The sequence below is a fragment of the Halomonas profundus genome, from assembly GCF_020865425.1.
GTDB lineage: Bacteria > Pseudomonadota > Gammaproteobacteria > Pseudomonadales > Halomonadaceae > Vreelandella > Vreelandella titanicae.
In genome coordinates this window covers 607,501-632,082 of sequence record NZ_CP086344.1, presented here as the reverse complement: position 1 = coordinate 632,082, position 24,582 = coordinate 607,501, and the positions used below count along the sequence as shown (strand labels likewise).

23 protein-coding genes and 1 pseudogene are annotated in these 24,582 nt (G+C 59.2%); 14 read left to right on the top strand and 10 right to left on the bottom strand.

All coding sequences use genetic code 11. The annotated features are described in order from the left end of the window. Positions 1-3: 3 nt before the first annotated feature. From LMS44_RS02975 to gbd, 3 genes are read right to left on the bottom strand one after another with little or no spacing between them, the layout of a single operon-like run. Positions 4-990, bottom strand: a complete 987-nt coding sequence (locus LMS44_RS02975; protein ID WP_278370853.1) for a tripartite tricarboxylate transporter substrate binding protein — start codon at positions 988-990, stop codon at positions 4-6. Between the two features lie 56 nt (positions 991-1,046). Next, positions 1,047-2,633 carry an aldehyde dehydrogenase (NADP(+)) gene (locus LMS44_RS02970; protein WP_498946772.1) on the bottom strand — a complete coding sequence of 529 codons (1,587 nt, stop codon included), beginning with the start codon at positions 2,631-2,633 and terminating at the stop codon, positions 1,047-1,049. A gap of 42 nt (positions 2,634-2,675) precedes the next feature. Beyond that, positions 2,676-3,809 (bottom strand): 4-hydroxybutyrate dehydrogenase, encoded by a 1,134-nt coding sequence (gene gbd / locus LMS44_RS02965; RefSeq protein ID WP_278370850.1) that lies wholly within the window; start codon positions 3,807-3,809, stop codon positions 2,676-2,678. 116 nt (positions 3,810-3,925) lie between these two features. Here gbd and LMS44_RS02960 point away from each other — a divergent pair, with 116 nt between their 5' ends. Continuing rightward, complete coding sequence (locus LMS44_RS02960; RefSeq protein WP_009288395.1) at positions 3,926-4,885, top strand: LysR family transcriptional regulator; 960 nt, start codon at positions 3,926-3,928, stop codon at positions 4,883-4,885. 24 nt (positions 4,886-4,909) lie between these two features. Here LMS44_RS02960 and aroE read toward each other — a convergent pair whose 3' ends face one another. The 5 genes and pseudogenes from aroE to LMS44_RS02935 form a co-directional block, all read right to left on the bottom strand. Continuing rightward, the gene (aroE, locus tag LMS44_RS02955; RefSeq protein ID WP_083868879.1) at positions 4,910-5,737 is read right to left on the bottom strand and encodes a shikimate dehydrogenase; all 828 of its coding nucleotides are present in this window, start codon (positions 5,735-5,737) and stop codon (positions 4,910-4,912) included. A gap of 39 nt (positions 5,738-5,776) precedes the next feature. After that, positions 5,777-6,685 (bottom strand): annotated as a pseudogene (gene hemF / locus LMS44_RS02950) (oxygen-dependent coproporphyrinogen oxidase); the annotation flags it as partial. A gap of 75 nt (positions 6,686-6,760) precedes the next feature. Then, the gene (gene tsaC / locus LMS44_RS02945) at positions 6,761-7,318 is read right to left on the bottom strand and encodes an L-threonylcarbamoyladenylate synthase type 1 TsaC (RefSeq protein ID WP_009288393.1); all 558 of its coding nucleotides are present in this window, start codon (positions 7,316-7,318) and stop codon (positions 6,761-6,763) included. Between the two features lie 43 nt (positions 7,319-7,361). Then, entirely contained in the window at positions 7,362-8,486 is a 1,125-nt protein-coding gene (dprA, locus tag LMS44_RS02940; protein WP_230804122.1) for a DNA-processing protein DprA, read from the bottom strand. Between the two features lie 35 nt (positions 8,487-8,521). Next, positions 8,522-9,367 carry a peptidoglycan-binding protein gene (locus tag LMS44_RS02935; protein ID WP_278370846.1) on the bottom strand — a complete coding sequence of 282 codons (846 nt, stop codon included), beginning with the start codon at positions 9,365-9,367 and terminating at the stop codon, positions 8,522-8,524. Between the two features lie 222 nt (positions 9,368-9,589). Between LMS44_RS02935 and def the strand changes: the two genes are divergently transcribed. From def to LMS44_RS02900, 7 genes are all read left to right on the top strand, one after another. Beyond that, the gene (gene def / locus LMS44_RS02930) at positions 9,590-10,102 is read left to right on the top strand and encodes a peptide deformylase (RefSeq protein WP_009288390.1); all 513 of its coding nucleotides are present in this window, start codon (positions 9,590-9,592) and stop codon (positions 10,100-10,102) included. A 35-nt stretch (positions 10,103-10,137) separates the two neighbouring features. Continuing rightward, complete coding sequence (gene fmt, locus LMS44_RS02925; RefSeq protein WP_009288389.1) at positions 10,138-11,130, top strand: methionyl-tRNA formyltransferase; 993 nt, start codon at positions 10,138-10,140, stop codon at positions 11,128-11,130. Next, a complete protein-coding gene (rsmB, locus tag LMS44_RS02920) occupies positions 11,127-12,461 on the top strand; it encodes a 16S rRNA (cytosine(967)-C(5))-methyltransferase RsmB (protein WP_278370845.1) in 1,335 nt (444 codons plus the stop codon). Before fmt ends, rsmB begins: the two co-directional genes overlap by 4 nt. Positions 12,462-12,511: 50 nt before the next feature. Next, positions 12,512-12,718 (top strand): dodecin, encoded by a 207-nt coding sequence (locus tag LMS44_RS02915; RefSeq protein ID WP_008959783.1) that lies wholly within the window; start codon positions 12,512-12,514, stop codon positions 12,716-12,718. A gap of 175 nt (positions 12,719-12,893) precedes the next feature. After that, positions 12,894-14,267: a Trk system potassium transporter TrkA gene (gene trkA, locus LMS44_RS02910; RefSeq protein WP_039860535.1), complete on the top strand. Its 1,374-nt coding sequence runs from the start codon at positions 12,894-12,896 to the stop codon at positions 14,265-14,267. 52 nt (positions 14,268-14,319) lie between these two features. Next, positions 14,320-15,768 carry a TrkH family potassium uptake protein gene (locus tag LMS44_RS02905; protein WP_009288387.1) on the top strand — a complete coding sequence of 483 codons (1,449 nt, stop codon included), beginning with the start codon at positions 14,320-14,322 and terminating at the stop codon, positions 15,766-15,768. A gap of 44 nt (positions 15,769-15,812) precedes the next feature. Further along, complete coding sequence (locus LMS44_RS02900; protein WP_278370843.1) at positions 15,813-17,087, top strand: TraB/GumN family protein; 1,275 nt, start codon at positions 15,813-15,815, stop codon at positions 17,085-17,087. On the opposite strand, the gene LMS44_RS02895 is transcribed toward LMS44_RS02900, so the two are convergent. Further along, positions 17,022-17,822: a tRNA-uridine aminocarboxypropyltransferase gene (locus tag LMS44_RS02895; RefSeq protein WP_022520101.1), complete on the bottom strand. Its 801-nt coding sequence runs from the start codon at positions 17,820-17,822 to the stop codon at positions 17,022-17,024. The genes LMS44_RS02900 and LMS44_RS02895 overlap by 66 nt on opposite strands. Positions 17,823-17,986: 164 nt before the next feature. On the opposite strand from LMS44_RS02895, the gene bioB reads away from it, so the two are divergent. The 6 genes from bioB to bioA are packed head-to-tail and all read left to right on the top strand — an operon-like array spanning position 17,987 to position 23,680. Beyond that, entirely contained in the window at positions 17,987-19,066 is a 1,080-nt protein-coding gene (bioB, locus tag LMS44_RS02890; RefSeq protein WP_009288386.1) for a biotin synthase BioB, read from the top strand. Beyond that, on the top strand, positions 19,059-20,216 hold the full coding sequence (gene bioF / locus LMS44_RS02885; protein WP_009288385.1) for an 8-amino-7-oxononanoate synthase: 1,158 nt from the start codon (positions 19,059-19,061) through the stop codon (positions 20,214-20,216). Before bioB ends, bioF begins: the two co-directional genes overlap by 8 nt. After that, entirely contained in the window at positions 20,198-20,944 is a 747-nt protein-coding gene (locus LMS44_RS02880; protein ID WP_498946766.1) for an alpha/beta hydrolase family protein, read from the top strand. Before bioF ends, LMS44_RS02880 begins: the two co-directional genes overlap by 19 nt. Beyond that, entirely contained in the window at positions 20,941-21,723 is a 783-nt protein-coding gene (gene bioC, locus LMS44_RS02875; RefSeq protein WP_159176031.1) for a malonyl-ACP O-methyltransferase BioC, read from the top strand. Before LMS44_RS02880 ends, bioC begins: the two co-directional genes overlap by 4 nt. Next, a complete protein-coding gene (bioD, locus tag LMS44_RS02870; RefSeq protein WP_278370840.1) occupies positions 21,720-22,409 on the top strand; it encodes a dethiobiotin synthase in 690 nt (229 codons plus the stop codon). The genes bioC and bioD overlap by 4 nt, the downstream gene beginning before the upstream one ends. Further along, on the top strand, positions 22,406-23,680 hold the full coding sequence (gene bioA / locus LMS44_RS02865; protein WP_278370839.1) for an adenosylmethionine--8-amino-7-oxononanoate transaminase: 1,275 nt from the start codon (positions 22,406-22,408) through the stop codon (positions 23,678-23,680). The genes bioD and bioA overlap by 4 nt, the downstream gene beginning before the upstream one ends. A gap of 186 nt (positions 23,681-23,866) precedes the next feature. Here the strand turns inward: bioA and LMS44_RS02860 are convergent, their stop codons facing one another. Beyond that, positions 23,867-24,580: an SIR2 family NAD-dependent protein deacylase gene (locus LMS44_RS02860; protein ID WP_278370838.1), complete on the bottom strand. Its 714-nt coding sequence runs from the start codon at positions 24,578-24,580 to the stop codon at positions 23,867-23,869. Positions 24,581-24,582 lie beyond the last annotated feature (2 nt).

Here is a 24,582-nt window from a genome sequence, read left to right as displayed (position 1 = left end):
ACCCTAGCGTTTGAGTCCAAGGTTATCGACGACATTGCCCATCAAGGCATCGGTCTCTTGCATGAAGTCCGTGAAGTCGGCTGAATTGCGCCATACCGCGCCGAACCCCTGCTGCCTCATAAAGTCTTGATAGATATCGCTAACAAAGGCCTTTTGCAGGGCGGCTTCCAGCGTCGCAACGACCTCCTCGTCCATGCCCGCAGGCCCGCCAATGCCGCGCCACTCGCCAAGGGTGTAATTGGAATCGATCTCCTCTTTCAGCGTGGGAACGTCTGGGAAAACGGGATTACGCTCAGGGGCCATGATGGCGAGTGCTTTGACACGCCCGGCATCGATCATGGCGCGTGCTTCGGGTACCGACGTAGGCGCGATATCGATACCACCAGCCACCAGATCGACCATCGCAGGCGCGGCCCCTTCACTGGGAATCCAGCGCACGGAGCGCGGATCGATATCCTGGTCGACCAGCATTCCCCCAAACGCCACGTGCCAGATACCGCCTTGACCAACGCCAGAGGCTTTGAAGGTGCCTTCTGGCTGGGAGCGAATAGCGTCGATCAATTCCCCCAGGTTATCGTAGGGCGAGTCCGCGCTGACCTGAACCCCCGCATAGTCATAATTGACCTGGGCGATGGGAGTAAAGTCTTCATAATCGAGAGCTGTCAGGCCCTGCCAGTGCATCATGCTGATCTCACCGGTCATCATGCCGATGGTGTAGCCATCCGGGGCCGCATTGGCCAGGACGGTATGACCGACGACGCTGCCGCCACCGGCACGGTTGACCACATTGACCGGCTGCCCGAGCTCCTGCTCGAGTGCCACCGCAATCGTTCGAGCAATCGAGTCAGTGCCTCCCCCGGCAGCCCAGGGGACGATCATCTGAATCGGACGTTCAGGATAGTCGGCATGCGCCTGTAGAGCCGATAAGCTCAACGGTAAAATCAAGGCACTCAGCGTGATACGTTTTAGAGTTGGCGTTTTGAAGATCATTTTTATGGCACCTGTGTTGTTTTATTGTGGTGATGTGTTGCGCGTGAACCGGCGTGCTAACCGAGTGCGTCCCGGTTGAGTTGCCCGTTGACCAAGCGCATCAGCCCTAACGGGTTAGCGTTTTGGAGGGCCCTCGGTAGGAAGGCATCGGGGTAGTTCTGAAAGCATACAGGGCGAAGATAACGGTCGATCGCCAGCGTGCCGACCGAGGTTCCGCGGGCATCGGAGGTCGCTGGATACGGCCCGCCGTGAACCATCGCATCGCACACTTCCACGCCCGTGGGGTAGCTATTGAGCAGCAGCCGCCCGGCGCGATGCTCCAACTGCGTCATCATCTCCGCGTGGGCGGAGAGGTCTTCCGGTTCGGCGTGCAGGGTGACGGTCAACTGCCCCTGCATAACGTCGAAATAGCGCGCCAGTGTCTCGCTATCCGGCACCGTCACGACGATGGTGGTCGGCCCAAAGACCTCGTCCTCCAGCGGGCGATCCGACCTGAAGAGACAGTCGGGTGTCGCGCGGAACAGGTGCGCTCGCGCTTTGCCCGGTTCAGCGCTGCCCCCGGTTAGCTGGGTGACCTCGGGCAGTTCAGCGAGCCGCGCAACGCCTTGTTGGTAGTGCTCCAGGGTCTGGCGGTTTAGCATCACCTGTTCATCGGCACTCGCCAGGGCATCGCCCAACGCGGTAATAAACTGCTCCGTTTCCGGGGAGTCCACCGCCAACACCAGCCCCGGGTTGGTGCAGAACTGGCCGCACCCCAGGGTGACCGACGCCGCTAGATCGGTAGCGATGCGCTCGCCTCTCACTCGCAGCGCCGCTGGCATCAGCCAAACGGGGTTGATGCTCGACATCTCGGCAAATACCGGAATAGGCTCCGGGCGTTTGGCTGCCAGATCGCAAAGCGCCCGCCCGCCCGACAGCGAGCCGGTAAAGCCCACCGCTTTGATGCCCGGCGCCTGTACCAGGTCTTTACCTACCCCACTGCCATAGATCATGTTGAACACGCCCGCAGGCATGGAGGTGCTGCGCGCCGCTCGCTCGATGGCCTGTGCGACCCATTCGGCGGTCATCACGTGGCTGGAGTGGGCTTTGACCACGACCGGGCAGCCAGCGGCCAGCGCCGAGGCGGTATCGCCCCCCGCCACGGAAAACGCCAGCGGAAAGTTGCTGGCCCCGAAGACCGCCACCGGCCCAAGGCCCATCTTGACCTGGCGCAGATCAGGGCGCGGCAGAGGGGAGCGCTCGGGCAGGGCCAGATCGATGCGTGCCCCTAAAAAGTCACCTCGGCGCAGCACCTCGGCAAACAGCCGTAACTGCCCGCTGGTACGCCCCCGCTCACCATTGATGCGGGCGGCGGGTAGCGCCGTCTCACGCACGACGTCATTGATAAAGTCATCGCCCAGTGCGTCGAGCTCGTCGGCAATCGCCTCCAGAAACTGTGCACGCGCTTCTGGCGCGAGCTGACGAAAGGGCGGGTAAGCCGAAGCGGCGGCCGCTACCGCCTGCTCGGCCTCTTCCACCGTCGCCTGAAAGTAGGCCAGATCATGGTGACTGCCATCCGCGGCGGCGACGCTGGGCAGCGACGCCTGGCCCTGGCCGCTGCGCTCGCCGCCGATGAACTGCTGGCCGGTCAACGTGGTACTCATACTTTGCTCTCCCGATGGTTCAGAGGAAACGCTCGCCAGGACTTACAGCGAACATTCGAGAAGTTGGCGGTAGTCGTCGGCGCTGGCATCGATAGGGTTGGTCTTGTGACTGTGATCCGCCAGCGCCCCCTTGATGATGTCGTCGAACATGGCCGAGGTAATACCGAGCTCGCCCAAGCCCGTGGGAAGATTCAGGCGTTTCGTCATTGCCTGCATGGCGTCTGCCACATCCTGGCCCGCCGGCAGGTTCATCGCTTGGGCCATCCGCGCCAGTTTGTCGTCCTTGACCATCGTGTCGGCCTGGGCGTTGAAGCGGATGACCGCGGGCAGCAGAATGGCGTTTAGGGTGCCGTGGTGCAGCGACGGATTGAGCCCACCCAGCGAGTGACTCAAGCTGTGCACGCAGCCAAGCCCTTTTTGAAAGGCCAGCGCGCCCTGCATGGAGGCACTCATCATATTCGTGCGTGCCTCACGGTTGCCCGGCTCGTTGACCGCGGTTTCGATATGCGCCCAGGCGCGCCGCAAGCCATCCAGGGCAATGCCATCTGCCGGAGGATTGAACGAGGGCGCCATGAAGGTTTCCATACAGTGCGCGATGGCATCGATGCCCGTCGCAGCAGTCATGCGGGCGGGCAAGCCAAGCGTCAGCTCGGGATCACAGATCGCCAGCTTGGGGACGACATGGGGCGACAGCACGCCTACCTTGCGGCCATCGTCGAGAATCAAAATGGCTCCACGACCGACTTCGCTGCCGGTACCCGCCGTTGTCGGGATGGCAATCACCGGGGCGGTCGCTGAGGTAATCCGTGACATGCCGCCTTCGATGACGGCGAACTGGCGCAGCGGCCCGGGGTGCGCCACGCTCACCGCCACGCCCTTGGCGAGATCGATGGGCGAGCCACCGCCCAGCGCGATCACACCATCGCACTGCTGGGACTGATAAAACGCCACCGCCTCGCGTACCGCGCCCTCATTCGGGTTGGGCGGCGTATGGGTAAAGACAGCAGCGGGGTGATCCAGGACACGCTGTATTCGCTCCAGTAGTCCCGCCTGTTGAATCCCTTCATCTGTTACAATCAGCGGGCGATGGATACCCAGTCGGGTGCATTCGTCTTGCAGTAGATCGACGCTGCCGTCGCCAAACTGTACTTGGGTCACGTAGTTGATGAGTGCCATAGCGTGTTTTCGTCTTTGTTAATTATTCGGAAATAGAGTGACTTTCTGCATTGACTATATTCACGTGAACCAACGCTGGATAATGACAACCTCTGATAGCGGCATAACGAAAATTCATGTCTACACTAACGTCGATCATCTCCCGCCTGCGCATGCGCCACTTGCGCCTGCTGATTGCCTTGCATGAACATGGCACGGTGCAAAAAGCGGCCGAGTCCGTGGCGCTAACCCAGCCAGGGGCCACCAAGGCACTCAATGAAATCGAAGCCATGCTGGGCGTACAGCTATTTCAGCGTACGCATAAGGGGCTGGAAACGACGGACATGGGGCTCTGTGCGGTGCGCTATGCACGTCTGATCAACACGGATCTGGCCCACTTCCATGAAGAGTTGGAAAGCATGCAGCAAGGCCGTGGTGGCCGACTGGCGGTGGGATTGATTATGGGGGCTGTGCCACTGATTTCGGCGGCGTTGTCGCGGGTTCGCAGCCTGCAGCCGGCGATCTCCATAGAGGTGGTCGAAGACACCAGCGCGCGCCTGCTCAACTTACTTGACCGTGGTCGACTCGATGCCGCCATTTGCCGGTCGCGAGTGAACCAACGGCCGCATCTGTACACCAGTCTGGACATCCATGAGGAGGAGCTGGCGGTCATTTGCCATCCTGACAATCCGCTCACTCGCCATTCAGCGCTGACACTCGCCGATTTATCTGATACCTCGTGGATCGTGTATCCCGCCAACATGCCGATGCGGCTGCTGCTGGAACGCGAGTTTCACGAGGCCAAGATTCCGTTTCCGCTCTACCCTATCGAAACGGCATCCGCTTTCACGAGCATCTCAATGCTTGGCCATGACCGCGAATCAGTCGCACTCATGTCCGTCGATGCCTCAAAACCTTTTGTTGATGCGGGCATGGTGTATCGGCTACCTATCCAACTGCACTCGCGTAGCGAACCCTACGAATTAGTCACCCGAAAAGGGGCTAGCTTATCGCCAGCCACTCAGTTGTTCATGAGGGAAGTCGCTTTAGTTGGCAATCTACATGCAGATGTGGAGGCATATATTGAGTCCCTTTGAGTGCCTCTCTAACGTCTTTCATCATTAAAAGGCGTCAAACTCCAGCGACTGACGTAGCATTTCGCGTACCGATGCCGTCTCTGGACGCACATTACGCCATAGAAAAAACGACTCGGCGGCCTGCTCGACCAGCATGCCTAAGCCGTCAAGCAACTTCGCGCCGTGCGGGCCTGCCCACTGTAAAAATACCGTCGGCTCGGCCCCATACATCATGTCGTAGGCCCAGGCATTGGTATTGAACAACGTATCAGGCAACGGCGGTAAATCGCCTGATAGGCTGGCACTGGTGCCGTTAATCACTACATCAAAAGTGCCGTTAACGGTATCAAAACCGCCGCCATGGATAGGCCCTAGATCAGCAAAATCGCTGGCCAGCTGCTCGGCCTTGGCGGCGGTGCGGTTGACCACGACGATTTCACTGGGCTCCTCGGCAAGCAGGGGCTCCAGAATGCCGCGCACGGCGCCGCCTGCGCCTACCACCAAAATGCGCTTGTCTGCTAACGCCACGCGGTGATAGGCCAAATCGCGCACTAGGCCAATGCCATCGGTAGTATCGCCGTAGGTACGGCCATTGCCACCCAGGATCAGCGTATTCACCGCCCCTGCACGACGGGCGCGATGGCTCAAGGTGTCGCACAGCGCAAAGGCATCTCCCTTGAACGGCACGGTAACGTTGGCGCCACGCCCGCCCGCGTCGATAAACGCCCGCCACGCACCGGCAAAGCCATCCACCGGTGCTTCTTCAGCGGTGTACTCAAGGGTTTGTTGCGTTTGATGGGCAAACTCAGCGTGGATCTGCGGGGATTTGGAGTGTTTGACCGGGTTGCCAAACACGCAGTAGCGATCGGTCATGAGAGCTCTCCGCTTTTTCCTTGATGCATCCTCAGCGAATTCGCCGAGCCAGTCCCGGGGGTGTAAGAAATCCTGCAAGCGCGCTTCGGGACTGCCGGACTCTGGCTCAAAGGCGTACTCCCAGCGCGCCATTGGCGGCATTGACATCAAAATTGACTCCGTGCGCCCGCCGCTCTGCAAGCCAAATAGCGTGCCGCGATCCCACACCAGGTTGAACTCCACGTAGCGGCCACGGCGGTAAAGCTGGAAGTCGCGCTCCCGCTCGCCCCAGGCGTCATTTTTACGGCGCTCAACGATGGGCAAATAAGCCGCTAAGAAACTGTCGCCCACCGCGCGCTGAACGGCAAAACAATCGGCAAACTCACCTTCGTTCAGGTCATCGAAAAACAGCCCACCGACGCCGCGGGTTTCATCGCGGTGCTTAAGGTAAAAGTACTCGTCGCACCAGGCCTTATAGCGCGCATAAACATCATCGCCAAAGGGGTCGCAGGCGGCTTTTGCCACCCGGTGCCAGTGCACCACGTCTTCCATCACGGGATAAAACGGCGTTAAGTCAAAACCGCCGCCAAACCACCACACCGGCGGCTCGCCGGCTTTCTCGGCAATAAAGAAGCGCACGTTGCCATGGCTGGTAGGCACATGGGGGTTTTCCGGGTGCAGCACCCAGGAAACGCCCACCGCGTGGAAGCTGCGACCAGCCAGTTCAGGGCGCGCGGCGGTGGCCGAAGGCGGCAGCTGGGTGCCATAGACATGGGAGAAGTTGACGCCGCCTTTTTCAAATACGCCGCCATGGGTCATCACCCGTGATCGACCACCACCGCCCTCTGCACGCTCCCAGCTATCTTCTTGGAACTGGGCAGCGCCATCGGCTTTCGCCAATCCGGTGCAGAGCCGATCCTGCAGATCAAGAAGGTAGCGTTTAACGTCATCAAGGTGCTCGTGAGCCACGGTAACTCCTGGGGGCATTGGTAAGTAGTAATGGGAGAGTGGTGAATGGAGAATAGTAAGTAGCTGGAGAGCCGGTTAAGAACGCATGATTTTACCGGTGGCTAGGTCTCTAATGGTGCTGGGTTTTGCATTGCCACCCAGCTCGCCTTGCACTACATGGGCCACTTCATCAGCAAAGATGTCAGTGATCTCAGCGGCGCTCATCGCAGGCGGTTCCCCCGAACGGTTGGCCGAGGTTGATACCAACGGACCACCGAAGGCTTCGCACAGGGCTTTCATCACCGGGTGGTCGGTCACCCGCAGCGCTACGCGCTCGTGGGCGCCACGCACCAGCCCATGGCTGCGGCCATAATCAGGCACTAGCCAGGTATTGGGCCCCGGCCAGCTTGCCGCAAGAGGAGCATGCATCGCGAGGGGGAGCTGGCTCAACCAGGGGTGGAACTGGCCAATATTGGCAGCAACAAGGATGACGCCCTTGGCAGGGTCGCGCTCTTTCATGCGCATTAGATGGGCTAAGGCTGCGTCGTTTTCGGGGTCACAGCTGAGCCCCCAAACCGCTTCAGTGGGACAGGCAATCACTCCCCCACTACGCAGCGCGCTAATCGCAGGGGCTAGATCGGTCGCCAAACTCATGCTCTCTCCTCACGGCTAACAGGCCTTTAATGACTTTATCCTATCATGGCCGCGGCAACCGCACCCAGCCTCCCGCCTGCTGTGCAACCCAGCCTTCTAACTCCAGCATCAGTAGGCGCTGCTGGCAGTCGCTGACCGTCACGCCAGTGGCGTGCACCAAGAGATCAATAGGCGTCGGCGTGGCCGATAATGACGCTAATAAGGAATCGGGCAAGCTATCGTCGGACAAACTATCGGGTAGCGGTTCTTGCTCAGATGGCTGTTCTTCCGTCTCAGGCGGGATAAACGCCTCCGCCCAGTGGCCAAGATCAGCGATGATATCGTCGACGCTACAGGCCAGGTGCGCACTGCCTTGACGCAGTAGTGTCAAGCAGCCGCGGGCCTGTACATTGTGTAGCGAACCAGGCAGCACAAACAGTTCGCGATTTTGCTCTAGAGTAAGTCGTGCACTGACCAGCGAACCGCTTTTTTCGGTGGCTTCGACCACTAGGGTACCGAGCGAGAGGCCGGTAACGATTCGGTTGCGCCGCGGGAAAAACGCCGGGCGGGCCAGCGTACCTGGCGGATGTTCTGACACCACCAGGCCACCGGGTAGAGAGCTAAGCTGTTCGTGAAGATCACGGTGAGAGGCGGGATAGATCACATCTACGCCGCAGCCGAGTACAGCGATCGTGCGCCCACCGGCATTTAGCGCTGCGCGCTGGGCAACACCGTCAACTCCCAAGGCCATACCGCTGACCACGCACCAGCCGCGGCGGGCTAGATCGCGAGCGAAGGTTTGGGCGTTATGGGTACCTTCGCCGGTGGGGCGACGAGTGCCTACCATGGCAAGTTTGGGGCCCTCCAGGGCGCTAAGATCCCCCTTGGCCCAGAGCACCACAGGCGGGTCGGGCAATTCATTTAACAGCGCAGGCCAAGCGGGGTGATCTCGATGCAGCACATGGCGACTTGGGCCGCTTCGCTGCCACGCCAGGGTTTCATCAACCACATTTTGCAACGGGCTGCGCGTGGGATGTTCAAGCCACAGGCGCAACTCGCTGGCAGCACGGCTCGGCAGTGCTGCCAGCCAGCCTTCTGGCCACTGCGGCTGACGGGCTAATAATTGCGCGATACGCAGCGCCCCCATACCCGGCAACGCATTGACCACCAGCCACGCCTGGGCGTCCATACTTCCTCCTTTTAAACGTCTTTGTGTGCCGCCTGTTAGTTCGTCGCTGACCCAACCCCATCGCCCACTTCCAGTATCCGGGACGCCTGCATCACCAAGGCATAGCTGACGCGATCATAGGGCTTGAAGACCATCACACTGCCCGCCTCTGTGCTGGGCAGTTGCACCAGCTCCTGGGTAAGTGGGTCGTTGATCAGCTCACCCTGCTGATTGACTCGCAGCACATGCCCCGCCTGCAAACCATCCAGGGTGCCAAGATCCAGCGCAACGATCTGAAAACGGCCAATAAAACGCACGCCACCTGGCACGGCAATAACATGACCCTCAACCGCATTGGGCGGCGCGCGGGGCATAAACTCACGGCTCAGCTCGCGCTCCTCCAAGGGCAACACAATATCGTTAACCCGCACTTCCTGATGGGAGCTAACGACTTCAAGCTGCGCAATATCGCCTTCACTGCTGACGTGGCGAGCGATGCCAACGTTGATCAGCTCTAAGCCCAGCGGCGTGCCATCCATTGCCAGGTAGGGCTCCGACTGTCGATAGATACCCACCTGACCATGGTGTGGCACAACGCCACGCACGTATAACCTATCTCCCGCACCACTGATCAAGCGGCGATCATCTCCCGCCACTACGTAAGCCAGTTCCTGCAACGCCTCGGTATCATCGACGACGCGGTGTTCGCGCAGAAAGGCTCGCGCTTCCTCCAAGGCGATGGGCTCGATCGCTTCACGATGGGGCAAGGTACGCACCTGAGGCGAGAGTTTAATCACTTTCTGATCACGCTCCCAAGCGGTGGCATCAATACTCACCAGCACCACTGCGCTCAGCAGCAAACCACTCAAAGCCCTCCGGTAGGCGTGTTGTTTTGCCGCCATCCAGTTCTCCCAAGAAAATGCATCACTCTTAGTTCCATGTCGAAGCGCTGCATAAGCGCAGTCATTCTGTTGCTGCTGAGACCCAGTGCGTATCGGGCGCCCATGCCCAGAAACGTTGACAGCATGATATAGTGACCCATCATAAAGTACCTAGGTTAGAAGACGCTCGTCACTACCTAGCTTGACTTAATTTAGACTCAGCATAACGGTGATTGTAACGCCATGGCCAAACTTCCTATTCTTGAATTCCCCGATGAGCGCCTGCGCACCAAGGCCGCTGCGGTGGAAACCGTCGACGATGAGGTACGCCAGCTCGTCGACGATATGCTGGAGACCATGTATGACGCCCGTGGTATCGGTCTAGCCGCGACCCAGATCGATGTCCATCGCCGTATTGTCGTCATGGATGTCAGCGACGATAACTCCCAGCCGCTGGTGCTCATCAACCCGCGCTATACACCCATTGGCGACGAGAAAGAGCCACTTTCGGAAGGCTGCCTGTCGATTCCCGAGCACTACGCCGAAGTGCCGCGCTATCTTAAGGTGCAGCTCAACGCGCTGGATCGTAATGGCGAGGCCTATGAGTTAGAGGCAGAAGGTCTGCTGGCACACTGTATTCAGCACGAGTACGACCACCTTGAGGGTGTGCTGTTTGTTGACTACTTGTCGCCGCTAAAGCGCGACCGTATCCGCAAGAAAATGCAGAAACGCCACAAGCAGATGCAGGACGCCTAACACTTCTCTCATTCACGCCAGGTAGCCCTCTTTATATGTCACGATTGCGCGTTGTTTTTGCTGGCACGCCTGAATTCGCCGCCTCTAGCCTTGCCGCGCTGCTGGAAAGCCAGCACGAGGTGGTGGCGGTGTATACCCAACCCGACCGCCCCGCTGGCCGCGGCCGTAAGCTAACGCCCAGCCCGGTCAAACAGCTGGCTCTGGAACACAGCCTGCCTGTCTATCAGCCTCAGACGTTAAAGCAACCCGAGGCACAAGCCGAGCTGGCCGCGCTCAATGCTGACATTATGGTCGTTGTGGCCTATGGACTGCTGCTTCCTCAGGCCGTGTTGGACATACCGCGTCTCGGCTGCGTTAACGTTCACGCTTCGCTGCTGCCCCGCTGGCGCGGCGCTGCCCCCATACAGCGGGCGATCGAGGCGGGTGATAGCGTATCGGGTGTAACTATCATGCAGATGGATGCTGGCCTGGATACCGGGGCGATGCTCACGGAAGTGCGCACGCCCATTACGAACCGCACCACCGGCGGCGATTTGCACGACCGTCTCGCGATTCAAGGCGCCAATGCGTTGATCAACACGCTGGATGCCCTGGCCACCGGCACCGCGCATGCCACGCCTCAGCCCGAGGAAGGCGTCACCTATGCCGCCAAGCTGAGCAAAGCGGAAGCCGAGCTCGACTTTGCCCAGCCCGCCCAGCAGTTAGCCAGCAAAATTCGCGCTTTTAACCCCTGGCCGGTGGCTTGGTGCGCATTAGGCGATGATCGCCTGCGGCTGCTAATGGCGAACGTAGAAGAGGGCGATCAGCCAGCCTGCGAGCCCGGCATGCTACTAGACCACGGCGACGATCATCTGCGGATTGCCTGTGGGGAAAACGGCAGCGAGGTACTTTGTGTGACCAGCGCACAGCTGCCCGGCGGTAAAGCCATGGACGTGCGTGACTTACTCAATGCCCGCCACGCGCGCCTTGCTACCGGTACTCGTCTTGGTAAACCAGCGGCTCAGGCCAGCGAAGGAGAAACACCATGAGCCAAAAGCGCTCCCCCCAAGGCGGCAGTGGTCAGGAAGTCCGCGCCGCGGCGGCTCGCGCGCTGGCCCCGGTGCTCAGCGACCAAGGCTCACTGGCGGGGCTGGATGAGCACAGCGTGGTGGCTCGCGACCGCGGGCTGCTCAAAGAGCTCTGCTTTGGCACCTGCCGCCGCTTACCGCGTCTGGAAGCCTTAGCGGGCACATTACTTAAGCAACCGTTTAAAAAGCGCGACAGCGATGTTCAGGCGCTGCTGCTGCTGGGTATTTACCAGTTGTTGTACATGCGCATTCCAGCCCACGCGGCAGTAGGTGAAACCGCGGGCGCTGCGCGCTTGCTGAATAAGGAGTGGGCCACCCGCGTGTTAAATGGCTGTTTGCGGCGATTGCAGCGCGAATCCGAGGCGCTCCAGGCCCAAGTAGACCGGGATGAGAGCGTCGCGTTAGAACATCCACCCTGGCTACTTAACACCTTGCGTCAGGCATGGCCAGAGCAGTGGCGGGCGATTGTCGAAGCCAACAACCAGTCAGGCCCGATGACGTTGAGAGTGAATCAGCACCACAACGATCGTGAAGCCTACCTGTTGCAGTTGACCGAGCAGGGGTTGAGTGGTCACCTGTGCCCCCACGCCCCAGATGCCATCACGCTGGAAACACCCTGCGATGTCACGGCGCTGCCTGGCTTCGAAGCGGGACATATTAGCGTTCAGGACGAGGCCGCCCAACTCTCGGCAGTACTGCTGGGGCCCGTGCTTGCGCCACGGCCAGGTGCACATGTTCTGGATGCTTGCTGCGCCCCTGGCGGCAAAACGGCCCATTTGCTCGAACTGTTCGACATCAATCTTACCGCTATCGATAGCGATAATCAGCGCCTGGCACGGGTGGAAGATACCCTTACCCGACTAGGCGTAGAGGCCGTTCTCCAACACGCCGATGCGACCGAGCGCGACTGGTGGAGCGGCACGCCGTTTGATGCCATCCTGCTCGACGCCCCTTGCTCTGGCACCGGTGTTATCCGCCGTCACCCGGATATCAAGAAGCTGCGGCGCAAAGACGATATCCGGCCGCTGGCCAAGCTTCAACGTCAGCTGTTAGACAACCTTTGGCCGATGCTGCGCGAAGGCGGCACCCTGCTCTACGCCACCTGCTCGGTGCTTCCGGAAGAGAACAGTGAGCAGATTGAGGCATTTCTCGCCCGCACCCCTGACGCCCATGTCACCACGCCTAACGATGTTGCCTGGGGCATTTCCAGCGGCGCGGGTCGCCAGCTGTTTCCAGCCCAGAACAGTCACGATGGCTTTTTTTATGCCAGACTAGAGAAGCGCACTGCCTAGGCGCTCACTGATGTCGGGGGCAGTGATTTCATGACAAGGAAGGAGGTACTATGAGTCATCATACTTACAAGCACGTGGAATTGACCGGCTCTTCCGAGAAGGGCATTGAGGAAGCGGTTCAGAATGCACTGGCCAAGGCGTCAGAAACGATTAAGCACATGCGCTGGCTGGAAGTAGTCGATACCCGTGGCCATATTGAAGATGGCCAAGTGGCCCACTGGCAGGTAACGGTTAAAGTCGGCTTTACGCTAGAGTAATCCCCACCTGCTTTTCGGCGGCGGCTGGTTTACACTGGCCGCCGTCTTTATTGCAGCGCATGATAGACGTACCTGAACGACCATTTACGTCTTCAACGTCAGGACTGAGTCCTAAGACCGTCTCCTGGTCTTAACGATATTGCGCTGGCGCTTTTAATGGAACCGATGCTCAGCAATGAAAATCATCATTCTCGGCGCCGGCCAGGTCGGCGGCACACTGGCAGAACACCTCGCCCGCGAGGAGAACGACATCACTGTCGTTGACACTGACGCCAAAAAACTTCGTGAGCTGCATACCAAACTCGATATCCGCACCGTTACCGGGGCGGGCTCCTACCCCATTGTGCTACGTCAGGCAGGCTGCGAAGACGCTGATATGTTGATCGCTGTGACCAACAGCGATGAGATCAATATGATCGCCTGCCAGGTCGCCCACACGCTATTTCGCACCCCGACCAAGATTGCCCGTGTACGCGCCACCGCCTACTTGACCCGTAAAGGGCTCTTCGCCCACGAAGCGATTCCCATTGATGTACTCATCAGCCCAGAGCAGGTGGTGACCGACCATGTACGCCGCCTGATCGAACACCCAGGCGCCTTGCAGGTCTTGGAGTTTGCCGGTGGCCTGGTACAGCTGGTGGCGGTGAAAGCGTTCTACGGTGGCCCGCTGGTGGGCCAGGATTTGGCCTTTCTACGCCGCCATATGCCCAACGTGGATACCCGGGTGGCGGCGATTTACCGCCGTAACCGCCCAATCATTCCCCGTGGCGATACGGTCATCGAGGCTGACGACGAGGTGTTCTTCCTCGCCGCCCGCCGGGATATTCGCGCAGTGATGAGCGAGCTGCGCCGGGTCGAGCGGGACTTCCGTCGGGTCGTGATCGCCGGGGGTGGCAATATCGGCGAGCGGCTGGCGGAGCATTTGGAGCATAGCCACCAGGTCAAGATCATCGAGCACAGCCTGGAGCGCTGCACCACCCTCTCCGAGCGACTGGATCGCACCGTGGTGCTCCACGGCAGCGCCACCAGCAAGCGCTTGCTGGAAGAGGAGAATATCGAAGAGTGCGATATCTTCTGCGCGCTGACCAACGACGACGAGGTCAATATCATGTCGTCGCTACTCGCCAAGCGTTTGGGGGCGAAGAAGGTGCTGACGCTGATCAACAACGCCGCTTACGTGGATTTGGTGCAGGGGGGCGAGATCGATATCGCTATTTCTCCCCAGCAGGCGACCATCGGCAGCTTGCTCACCCACGTGCGTCGGGGTGATATCGTCAACGTTCACTCGCTGCGCCGGGGCGCCGCCGAGGCCATTGAAGCCATCGCCCACGGCGATAAGCAGTCCTCCAAGGTGGTCGGGCGTACCATCCGCGAGATCGACCTGCCCGAGGGCACCACCATCGGTGCGATTGTGCGCGGCAAGGAAGTCATCATCGCCCACGGCGACGTGATGGTTGAGAGCGGTGACCACGTGATTCTATTTGTGATCGACAAGCGCCGCATTCGCGATGTGGAGCGCCTGTTCCAAGTCGGCTTAACGTTCTTTTGATAACCCTCGAACCACGGCCACTGGCTGCTAATAACAGGAGCATGCGACAACCATGAGTCTGCGGGTTATTTTGCGCATTTTGGGGCTGCTGCTGATGCTCTTCAGCCTTACCATGCTCCCCCCAACGCTGATTTCACTCTGGTTTCGTGACGGCGTGTGGAGTGCCTTTATTAGCGGTATTGCGATTTCGGTGGTGACGGGATTACTGCTTTACCTTCCCAATCGACGCTCGCAAAAAGAGCTGCGTATCCGCGACGGCTTTATTATCGCCGCGATGTTCTGGACGGTGCTGGCGCTGTTCGGCTCACTGCCGCTGATGCTATTCGGCGAAGGTTCTCTCGGCGTCACCGATGCGGTATTTGAGTCGTTCTCCGGTTTAACCACTACCGGCGCCACGGTGATTACCGGCATCGATTTTCTACCCGAGTCGATTCTCTACTATCGCCAGCAGCTCCAGTGGCTGGGCGGCATGGGGATCGTCGTTTTGGCCGTCGCCATTTTGCCCACCCTCGGCGTGGGCGGTATGGCGCTGTATCGCACCGAGATTCCTGGGCCGCTGAAAGACTCCAAGCTCACACCACGCATCACCGAAACCGCCAAGGCGCTATGGTATATCTACGCCACGCTCACCCTGGCCTGCATGATCGCCTATATGTTAGCGGGCATGAGCTGGTTCGATGCCTTGAGCCATAGCTTTTCCACCGTCGCCATTGGTGGCTTCTCCACTCACGACGCCAGCATCGGCTATTTCGATAGCGCTACCATCGAGATGATATGCGTGGGTTTTATGTTGATTTCGGCGTTCAGCTTTAGCCTACACTTTATCGCTTGGCGTGAAAAAAGCCTGATGCACTACTTTCACGACCCCGAAGCGCGCTTTTTGATGCTATTTCTACTCGCGCTGTCCGTGGTCACCGTGCTCTCTCTGTGGTTAACCGACACCTACGACACCGCGCGCGGTCTGAGACACGGGGTTTTCCAAGTCGTGTCGGTGGCCACCACCGCGGGCTTCAGCGTTGCCGACTTCTCCATGTGGCCCGGCGCCCTGCCCTTTTTACTGTTTGTGGCAGCCTTTGTTGGCGGCTGCTCCGGCTCTACCGGTGGCGGCATGAAGGTGATAAGGATCATTCTGATCCTCAAGCAGGGCATGCGTGAAATCATGCGATTGATCCACCCCAATGCGGTGATTGCGGTCAAAGTAGGTAAAGTCAGTGTCCCCGACAGCATTGCTCAAGCGGTATGGGGGTTCTTTTCAGTCTACGTGATGCTGTTCTTTTTAATGCTAGTGGGCGTCATGGCGACCGGGGTTGATCAGGTCACAGCCTGGTCGACGGTGGGCTCGGCCCTCAACAATCTCGGCCCTGCACTGGGTGAATCCCACACTCACTATGGCGACATGCCTAGCTTGGCGAAATGGATACTGGTCATGGCTATGCTGCTCGGTCGCCTGGAAATTTTTACGGTACTGGTGCTGTTTACCCCCGCTTTCTGGCGGCGTTAAGCGCTTCACGCCTGCCCCCTTATTGATCGATTTGAGAGCTGTTAATGAACCACGAAGATACATCTCACGACGAAACGCCCAACGCAGAAGCGGGGTCGCTGGCTGAAACACCGACTTCGCTGCCAGCCACCAGCGGGCCGTTAAAAACAATCACTGTCGGTGAAACCCGCTACACGCTGCTGGGCACGGCCCATGTGTCGGCGGAAAGTGCCGACGACGTGCATGCGCTGTTAGCAAGCGGCGCCTTTGATGCAGTGGCCATTGAGTTATGTGACGCCCGCCACCACAGCATGTCCAACCCGGATGCACTGGGCGAGCAGGATCTGTTCCAAGTCTTTAAACAAGGTAAAGCGGGCATGGTGGCCGCAAGCCTGGCGCTGGGCGCCTTTCAGCAACGGATTGCCGATCAATCCGGCATTCAGCCGGGGGCCGAAATGCGTGCGGCAGTTGAGGAAGCTAACCGACTGAAACTGCCGCTGTTGCTGGTTGACCGCGATGTCGGCGTAACGCTGAAACGCATTTACAGCAATGTGCCCTGGTGGCAGCGCTTCTCGCTGTTTTCAGGCCTGCTTGGCAGCGTGTTATCGCGTCAGGATGTCTCCAAAGAGGACATCGAAAAGCTCAAAGAGGGCGATATGCTGGAGGCCACCTTCAGCGAGTTTGCCGCCGAATCCGAAGCGCTCTATACACCGTTGATTCGCGAGCGCGACCGCTATATGGCACTGCGTTTGGCCGAAGACGCGCCGCCGGGGCGCTACCAGCACGTGTTAGTGGTGCTCGGCGCAGGCCACCTCAAAGGTACCGGCGAACATCTTGAAGCCCCGCTACCCGCGGAGCCAAAAGTAGAGCGCGAATCGCTGGAAGCCACCCCGCCACCGTCCAAGCTTTGGAAAGCGCTGCCGTGGCTGATTACCGCGTTGGTGCTTACCGGCTTTGCGATTGGCTTTTCACGCAACACCGACCTTGGCTGGCAACTGGTGCTTGAGTGGTTCTTGATTAACGGTATTCTCTCTGGCGGTGCGACGATTATCGCCATGGCGCACCCGGTGACCGTGATTGCCACCTTCTTTGCCGCGCCGCTCACCTCGCTGAACCCCACCATCGGCGCTGGCTTTGTGGCCGCTGGGGTTGAGCTCTTTATGCGCAAACCCAAAGTGCGCGATTTTTCATCGCTACGCCACGATGTAACGCAGTTGAAAGGCTGGTGGAAAAACCGTGTATCGCGCACCCTGCTGGTGTTTATTCTCGCCACGCTAGGCTCCGCGGTGGGCACCTGGGTGGCCGGATTCAGAATCGCCGGTGCTCTGTTTGGCGGCTAGGCGCCGCATCGCCGCAGTAGGCGGGTCGATTTTGTGATGCAATCGGCTCGCCGCATAACTATCGTTAAACACCTCAAAGTAGTCATCCAGCACGCCCGCAGCAACCGTATCCCCGCCCTGGCGCAGCAGCTCAATAGCCACTTCCGCAGTACAAAGGTGCGATTTTGACGCCGGTTTGCGCAGCCGGTAGCGCGTCTCGCGCTCGGTTCTCAATGGCAGCACGGGCAAAGCATCCAGATAAGCGCTTTTACGGAACATGCGCCGCGCCTGACGCCAAGTGCCATCCAGAATAATAAATACCGGAATGCGCGCCTGCGCTTTCGCCGCATGCACCGCGTCTATGCCAACCACCCGGTCCGCATAGTCGGGCTGATCATCGGGAAAGATCACAAAGGGCGCGTAAAGAGGATCTTTCAACAACGCGGCCAGCTGTGCATCCGGCGCCGTGCGGTACCAGGTAAACACTTGGGTCGTCGTGATCACATCACCAATCAAACGCCCGGTGTTGGTTGGCTTGTAATGCTCCAAGGGGTGGGTCAATAACCACACCTGAGCATGGCTCTCCGCCTTCACCTGATAGGGGCACAGGCAATTCAGTACGGGGAGCTGACAGTTATCGCAGCGGGTGACAAAACTGCCCCGCGCCTTGAACTCGCGCCGCGGCGGACGCGGATGTTCAGCGGCTGAATCATGATTCACAGAGCTCTCGTCTACAGAGCTATCAACATCAGACATCCACGCTCCAGAATGTGAAAAAGGGCGCAGAGTATAAATGAGCGCATCATCTTTTGACGAATGTTTCCACCACCACCGTAAACCTAAAAAACATTCAACGTTGACACCCAAAGCGCAACGCCGCTAAAGTCTCGTCAACTATTAAAGGTAAAAAGGTTTACACCATGACCGTGCATCACGAACAGCTTCTTCATGCGCAGCGCCACGACTGGACGCTGGATGAGATCAACGCGCTTTTCGCGCTGCCGTTCAATGACCTGCTGTTTCAAGCCCAGCAGGTTCACCGTGCCCACTTCGATGCTAACGCGGTGCAGGTCTCTACCCTGCTGTCGATCAAGACCGGCGCCTGCCCCGAAGACTGCAAATACTGTCCCCAATCCGGCCACTACAACACTCAGCTGGAAAAAGAGAAGCTGCTGGAAATTGAAAAGGTCGTCGAACAAGCCAAGGCAGCGAAAGAGGCAGGTGCCAGCCGTTTTTGCATGGGCGCCGCCTGGCGAAGCCCGCGGGATAAAGATCTACTGCTGGTCGAAGAGATGGTTCGTCAGGTGAAAGCCGTGGGCCTTGAAACCTGCATGACGCTGGGGATGGTCGACGGCGAACAGGCCAGTCGATTGGCCACGGCAGGGCTCGATTACTACAACCACAACCTGGATACCTCGCCGGAGTTCTACGGCGAGATCATTACCACCCGCACCTACAGCGACCGGCTGGAAACGCTCACCAACGTGCGCGATGCGGGCATGAAGGTCTGCTCTGGCGGGATTCTCGGCATGGGTGAAGATGCCAAAGACCGTAGCGCCCTGTTGCAACAGCTGGCCAAGCTCTCCCCGCACCCTGAATCCGTGCCGATTAATATGCTGGTGAAAGTGCCCGGCACACCGCTGGAAAATGTTGAAGATTTAGACCCCATCGAGTTCATACGCGCCATTGCGGTCGCCCGCATTATGATGCCGCAAAGCCATGTACGGCTCTCCGCTGGCCGCGAGCAGATGAACGAATCAACCCAGGCGCTGGCGTTTTTGGCCGGTGCCAACTCGATCTTCTATGGCGACAAACTGCTGACCACTGGCAACCCCCAAGTGGATCGTGACCGTGCCCTGTTTGCCAAGCTGGGCCTGCACCCTGAGAAGCGCGAGACCTGCGAAAGCGAAGATACTCAAGCAGCACGCCTTGCCCAACAGGCACAGCAGCAGGTGCACGCCGAAAGGGTTGCCGAGCTGGCGGTAGACGCCAGTGTCTGAAGCGTGGCAACAGCGTCTGGCCGACGCCCGCGCTCATCGTCAACAGACGGAGCGCTGGCGAACTCGTCAGGTAGCCAAAAACAATACCCTCGACTTTGCAGGTAACGACTACCTGGGCCTCACCCTAGACCCTCGCGTGTGTGAAGCCCAGGCGGAAGGCGCGCGCCAGTTTGGCGCGGGTGCAGGTGCTTCGCACTTGGTCAGCGGTCATCTAGAGATTCACGACGCTCTGGAAGAAGCGTTAGCACGCTGGACAGGCCGCGAACGTGCGCTGCTGTTTTCTACCGGTTATATGGCCAATCTCGGCGTGCTGCAAGCGCTGGCAGATCGCCATACCGCTATTTTCCAGGATCGCCTCAACCACGCATCGCTAATTGATGGCGCCGCGTTAAGCGGTGCCCGCTCGCGGCGCTTTCATCACCGCGATGCCATTGATCTGAACAGCCTGCTGGCACGCAGTGAGTGCGCGCATAAGCTCGTGGTCAGCGATGGTGTTTTCAGTATGGATGGCGATATCGCCGATATTGCCACGCTGGTCGAAGTCAGTCAGCAGCACAGCGCCTGGCTGATGATCGATGATGCCCACGGCGTAGGCGTGCTAGGCGACAATGCCAGCGGCTGCGTGGGCAACACCTGGAGTAGTAAGGACGTGCCGATTCTTGTCGGCACGTTAGGAAAAGCATTAGGCACCGCCGGGGCGTTTGTTGCTGGTGATACCGAGTTAATCGATCACCTGATCCAGTTTTCACGCAGCTATGTCTATACCACCGCCCAACCTCCGGCCATCTCCGCCGCGACTTTAAAAGCGCTGGAGATCGTTCAGGGCGAACCGGAACGCCGCGCTCAGCTAAACGCCAATATCGCTTACTTTCGCCGTGAGGCGCTGCACCTGGGGCTAGCTCTCAGCGATTCGGCCACCCCCATTCAGCCGCTGATCCTGGGCGATGAAACGCGCACCCTAGGCTGGGCATTACATCTCCAGCAAAAGGGTATACAGGTGGGGGCGATTAGACCGCCAACAGTGCCCAAGGGTGAATCCCGTCTGCGTGTGACTTTAAGCGCTCGCCATCAGCACGACGATATTGATCAACTGTTAGCCGCGCTCCACCACTGCCAGCACCAAGAGGCGTTATGCAGCCCCTGCGCTTAATCCTGCTCTCCGGCTGGGGAATCGACCAGCGTATTTGGCAGCCGCTTGAGGCGCACTGGCCCGCCTGCCTAGCTGCCCAGGCGGTGGATTGGCCCGGCTATGGCGATACGCCGCCACTTGAGGCCGACGCGGCGCTGCAAGAGCTGGCCGACACTATGGCCGAGCCGTTAGCCAGCGATGCGGTCTGGGTCGGCTGGTCATTGGGTGGGCTACTTGCTACGGCGCTACTGGCATATCTTCCCCCACCTCGGGGCCTGATTCTGCTCGGTGCGGGGGAGACGTTCTGTGTCAAAGACGAGGCCAACGCCCAAGGTGGCGTCACTAGCGACGAGCTGAGCGCCTTCCAACGCGCCTTTCAACGCGACCCCACCGCGACCTGGCAACACTTTTTGCGCTGGCAGACCCAAGGTGAGCCCGGCCCCCGGCAAGTTCACCGGCAACTGCGTGATTTATTGGGCGATACACCGCCTGCCGACAGCCCCACCTTGGCTACCGGCCTACACTGGCTGGCAACCATTGATAATCGCCCACGCCTAGCGGCGCCCCCTTGCCCAGTGGTACGTCTCATCGGCGACCATGATCCATTCATCAGCCCCGCCCAGCGCCGCGTAAGCAAGCCCCTAAGCGATGTCGGCCACTGCCCGATGCTCTCGCAGCCCCAGGAACTCGCAGCAACGATTGGCCATCATGCCAGACAGATGACTGACATCAGTACGGCGGTTTTATGAACGATCTAACGCTGAAGGCTGAGGTTAACTGGCAGGCACGGGTCGCCCACGCTTTCTCCCGGGCCGCTCCCCGCTACGATGCGTTAGCCACAGCACAACGCCACATAGGCGAGAAGCTTTGGGGTTCGTTACCTCCACACGCTTTTAACGTGTTGGATATGGGGTGTGGTACCGGCTACTGGACACAGCGGTTGGCTGAACGTTACCCGAATGCTCGTATAACGGGGTTAGATTTAGCCCCCGGCATGCTGGAACAGGCCCGCCAGCACCACGGTGAAAGCATTCATTGGCAACCGGGAGACGCCGCGGCACTGCCGTTTGGTAAGCATGCATTTGATCTGGTGTTTTCCAACCTGGCGGTGCAGTGGTGCCCCGACATTGGCGCGGTGATGGAGCAGCTTTACCGGGTCCTCACGCCCGGGGGATTGGCGCATATTACGACGCTGCTGCCAGGAACGTTAAAAGAAGTTGGCCATGCCTGGCAGAGACCCGAAGCGCTGCTGCAAACGCCTGATCGCGCCAGCGTCGAGAGAGCCATCGGCGAAAGCGGCTTAACCATCACCCGGCAGACGGCCACCGTTGAGCGCTTCTATTACCCTGACTTGAAGGCGGTAATGGCGTCCATCAAAGGTGTCGGCGCCCAGATTGCCCGGCCACAAGCCAGCCTTAGTCGAAATGACATCGCCGCCGCACAAGCGCGCTTTGAACAACTCCGCCAACCGGAAGGCCTACCCGTGAGTTACCACTGCTTAACGCTGCAATTGGAAAAATCGCTATGAACGTCTGGTTTGTGACTGGCACCGATACCGATGCGGGTAAAACATTGGTGACCAGCGGATTGCTATATACCGCCCGCCAACAGCAGTTGAGCACGCTGGGCTTGAAACCTATCGCCTCAGGCAGCCAAGCGACGCCTGAAGGCCTGCAAAATAGTGATGCTCTCGCCCTTCAGCATCAAAGCGTGCCGCCGGTCGACTACGCCACGGTGAATCCCATCGCCTTTGCCCCCGCCATTGCGCCTCACCTCGCTGCGTTAGAGGCGGGTCAGCCGCTTGAGATTAGCACCATCGTTAGCTTGCTGCGCGAAACGCTTAGCCAAACACCCAGAGACATCACTCTGATTGAAGGCGCCGGCGGCTGGCGCGTACCGTTAAACGAACAGGAAGATTTTGCCGACCTGGCGATGGCGCTTGAGCTACCGGTGATTCTGGTGGTTGGCCTAAAGCTGGGCTGCTTGAATCATGCCCGCTTAACCGCAGAAGCCATTCGCGCCGACGGCTTGGTATTAGCCGGCTGGGCAGGCAGCGTGGTAGACCCCGCTTTTGCGGCTGACACAGCCCGCTTTGAGGCCAATATTGCCCATCTAAACGCCAAGCTGGCGGCTCCCTGTTTAGGCATTATTCCCCATCTAGAGGCCCCCAACGCCGCGACTGCCGCCCCCTGTCTTTCCCTGGAGCCGTTATGAAAACGCCAGTTTGGCACCCTTATGCTCACCTAAAAACCCAGACACCCGCACCTAAGGTGGTTGGCGGTGAGGGCGCTCACTTTATGCTTGAGAGCGGTGAACGCCTGCTGGATGCCACCTGCTCCTGGTGGTGCATGATTCACGGCTATGGCCACCCCCGTTTGGTGGCGGCCATTCGCGAACAGGCAGGCGAGCTGTGCCACGTGATGCTTGGCGGCTTGACGCATGAGCCCGCCGATCAATTAGCTCGTGAACTGGTGCGCATTACCCCCGCCGGGCTGAACCACGTTTTCTATTCAGACAGTGGTTCGGTGGGCATGGAAGTGGCGATGAAAATGGCCCTTCAATACCAGGTACTCACCGGCCACCCCGGCAAGCGAAAGATGCTCTCGTTGATGAAGGCCTACCACGGTGACACCACCGGCTGTATGGCAGTGTGCGATCCGGAAGAGGGCATGCACAGTCTGTTTGCCAGCCTGCTCCCCCAGCACCATTTCGCCCCGGCACCTACGGCTCCTTTTGATGCCACCGCTGAACAGGTCGAGCACGACCTTAGCGCTCTGCGCAGCGTACTTGAGCGCCACCATGAAGAGATCGCCGCCCTGCTGATGGAGCCGCTGTTACAAGCCGCTGGCGGGCTCAATATGACCTCGCCAGCTTACGTTGCTGGCGCCCGTGAACTGTGCGATGAGTTTGGCGTGCTGCTAATTTTTGACGAAGTCGCTACTGGCTTTGGCCGCACCGGCAAGCTGTTTGCCGCTGACCACGCAGGCGTAACGCCGGATATTATGGTGCTCTCCAAAGGCTTGACCGGCGGCTATTTGGGTCACGCCGCAACGCTCGCCACGGATCGCGTCCACGACGCCTTTATCGGCGACACTCCCCGGCACGCCTTTATGCACGGGCCTACCTTTATGGGCAACCCGTTGGCCTGCCGGGTGGCGCTGGAAAGCCTGCGCGTCTTCGAGGAAGAGAATTACCTGGGCAAAATTGCCAAGCTCAGCCAACAGCTGCAGCGTGAGCTACTTGAAGATCAGGCGCTGAATGCACATCCGGCCGTGGCTGACGTTCGAGTGCTCGGCGCCACCGCCGTGATCGAAGCCCACTCCGCTGAAGCGTTAAAAGGCGTCGGTGACTTCGCCCGCGAGCGCGGCGTATGGCTGCGCCCCATTGGCCGCTGGCTGTATACCATGCCCGCCTACATTACTTCTGAAGCGGAAATTAGCCAGATTACCGATGTAATGAAGGCGTGGTTCTTAAGGCCTCAATAAAGCCACAATGATTACTCAACACGAGATCGGGATCAGCCTGTAGCGGGGGTCTTTTGTCATGACCGGAAAATGTTCCCAACAATTCCGGCATTTCCGCCATCCATGGCGGTCAGAAGACAAAAGTAGCGCCCATGGACGGGTTTACAGCGCCCCCGCAGAAGGCTGTGCCGATCCAGTCTCGAATTTTCAAGACAACAGTAGATTACCCTGCTGCTTCCAGCGGTTTACCAACGCTGGAACGCCTTCTCCAGCGGTGGTGTTAATTGCCAATACCCCTGGCGGGCTGAGCATATCCGCCTCCGGGTCGACCAGTGCGCAGGGCGTGTCGTAGTCAATGTACGAGAGCAGCGAAGCGGCAGGCATGACTGCCAGCGACGTGCCAACGACCAGCAGAAAGTCAGCCTGGCTAACAAGGTCACAGGCCTCCGCAAACAGCGGCACCGACTCGCCAAACCAGACCACGTCGGGTCGCAGTTGGCTGCCCTTGTCGCACACGCTGCCCAGTTCTATGCCACCTTTCGGCAGCGGGTAGCGCATGCGCTCATCGATTGACGAACGGGCTTTTAAAATCTCGCCGTGTAGATGTAATACATGGCGGGAGCCTGCACGCTCATGAAGGTCATCAATATTCTGGGTAATGATACTGACGCTAAAGCCGTCTTGCTCCAGGGCAGCTAGCGCCTTGTGCGCCGCGTTGGGCTTGGCACGACGGATCTGATCACGTCGTTGATTGTAAAAATCCAGCACTTGCTGCGGGTCACGTTGCCACGCCTCGGGAGTGGCAACATCCTCGACAGGATGGTTTTCCCATAGGCCGTCGCTGGCACGGAAGGTCTTGATACCACTCTCAGCACTAATCCCCGAGCCGGTAAACACCACCAAATGCGGGCTTGCTGCCATGA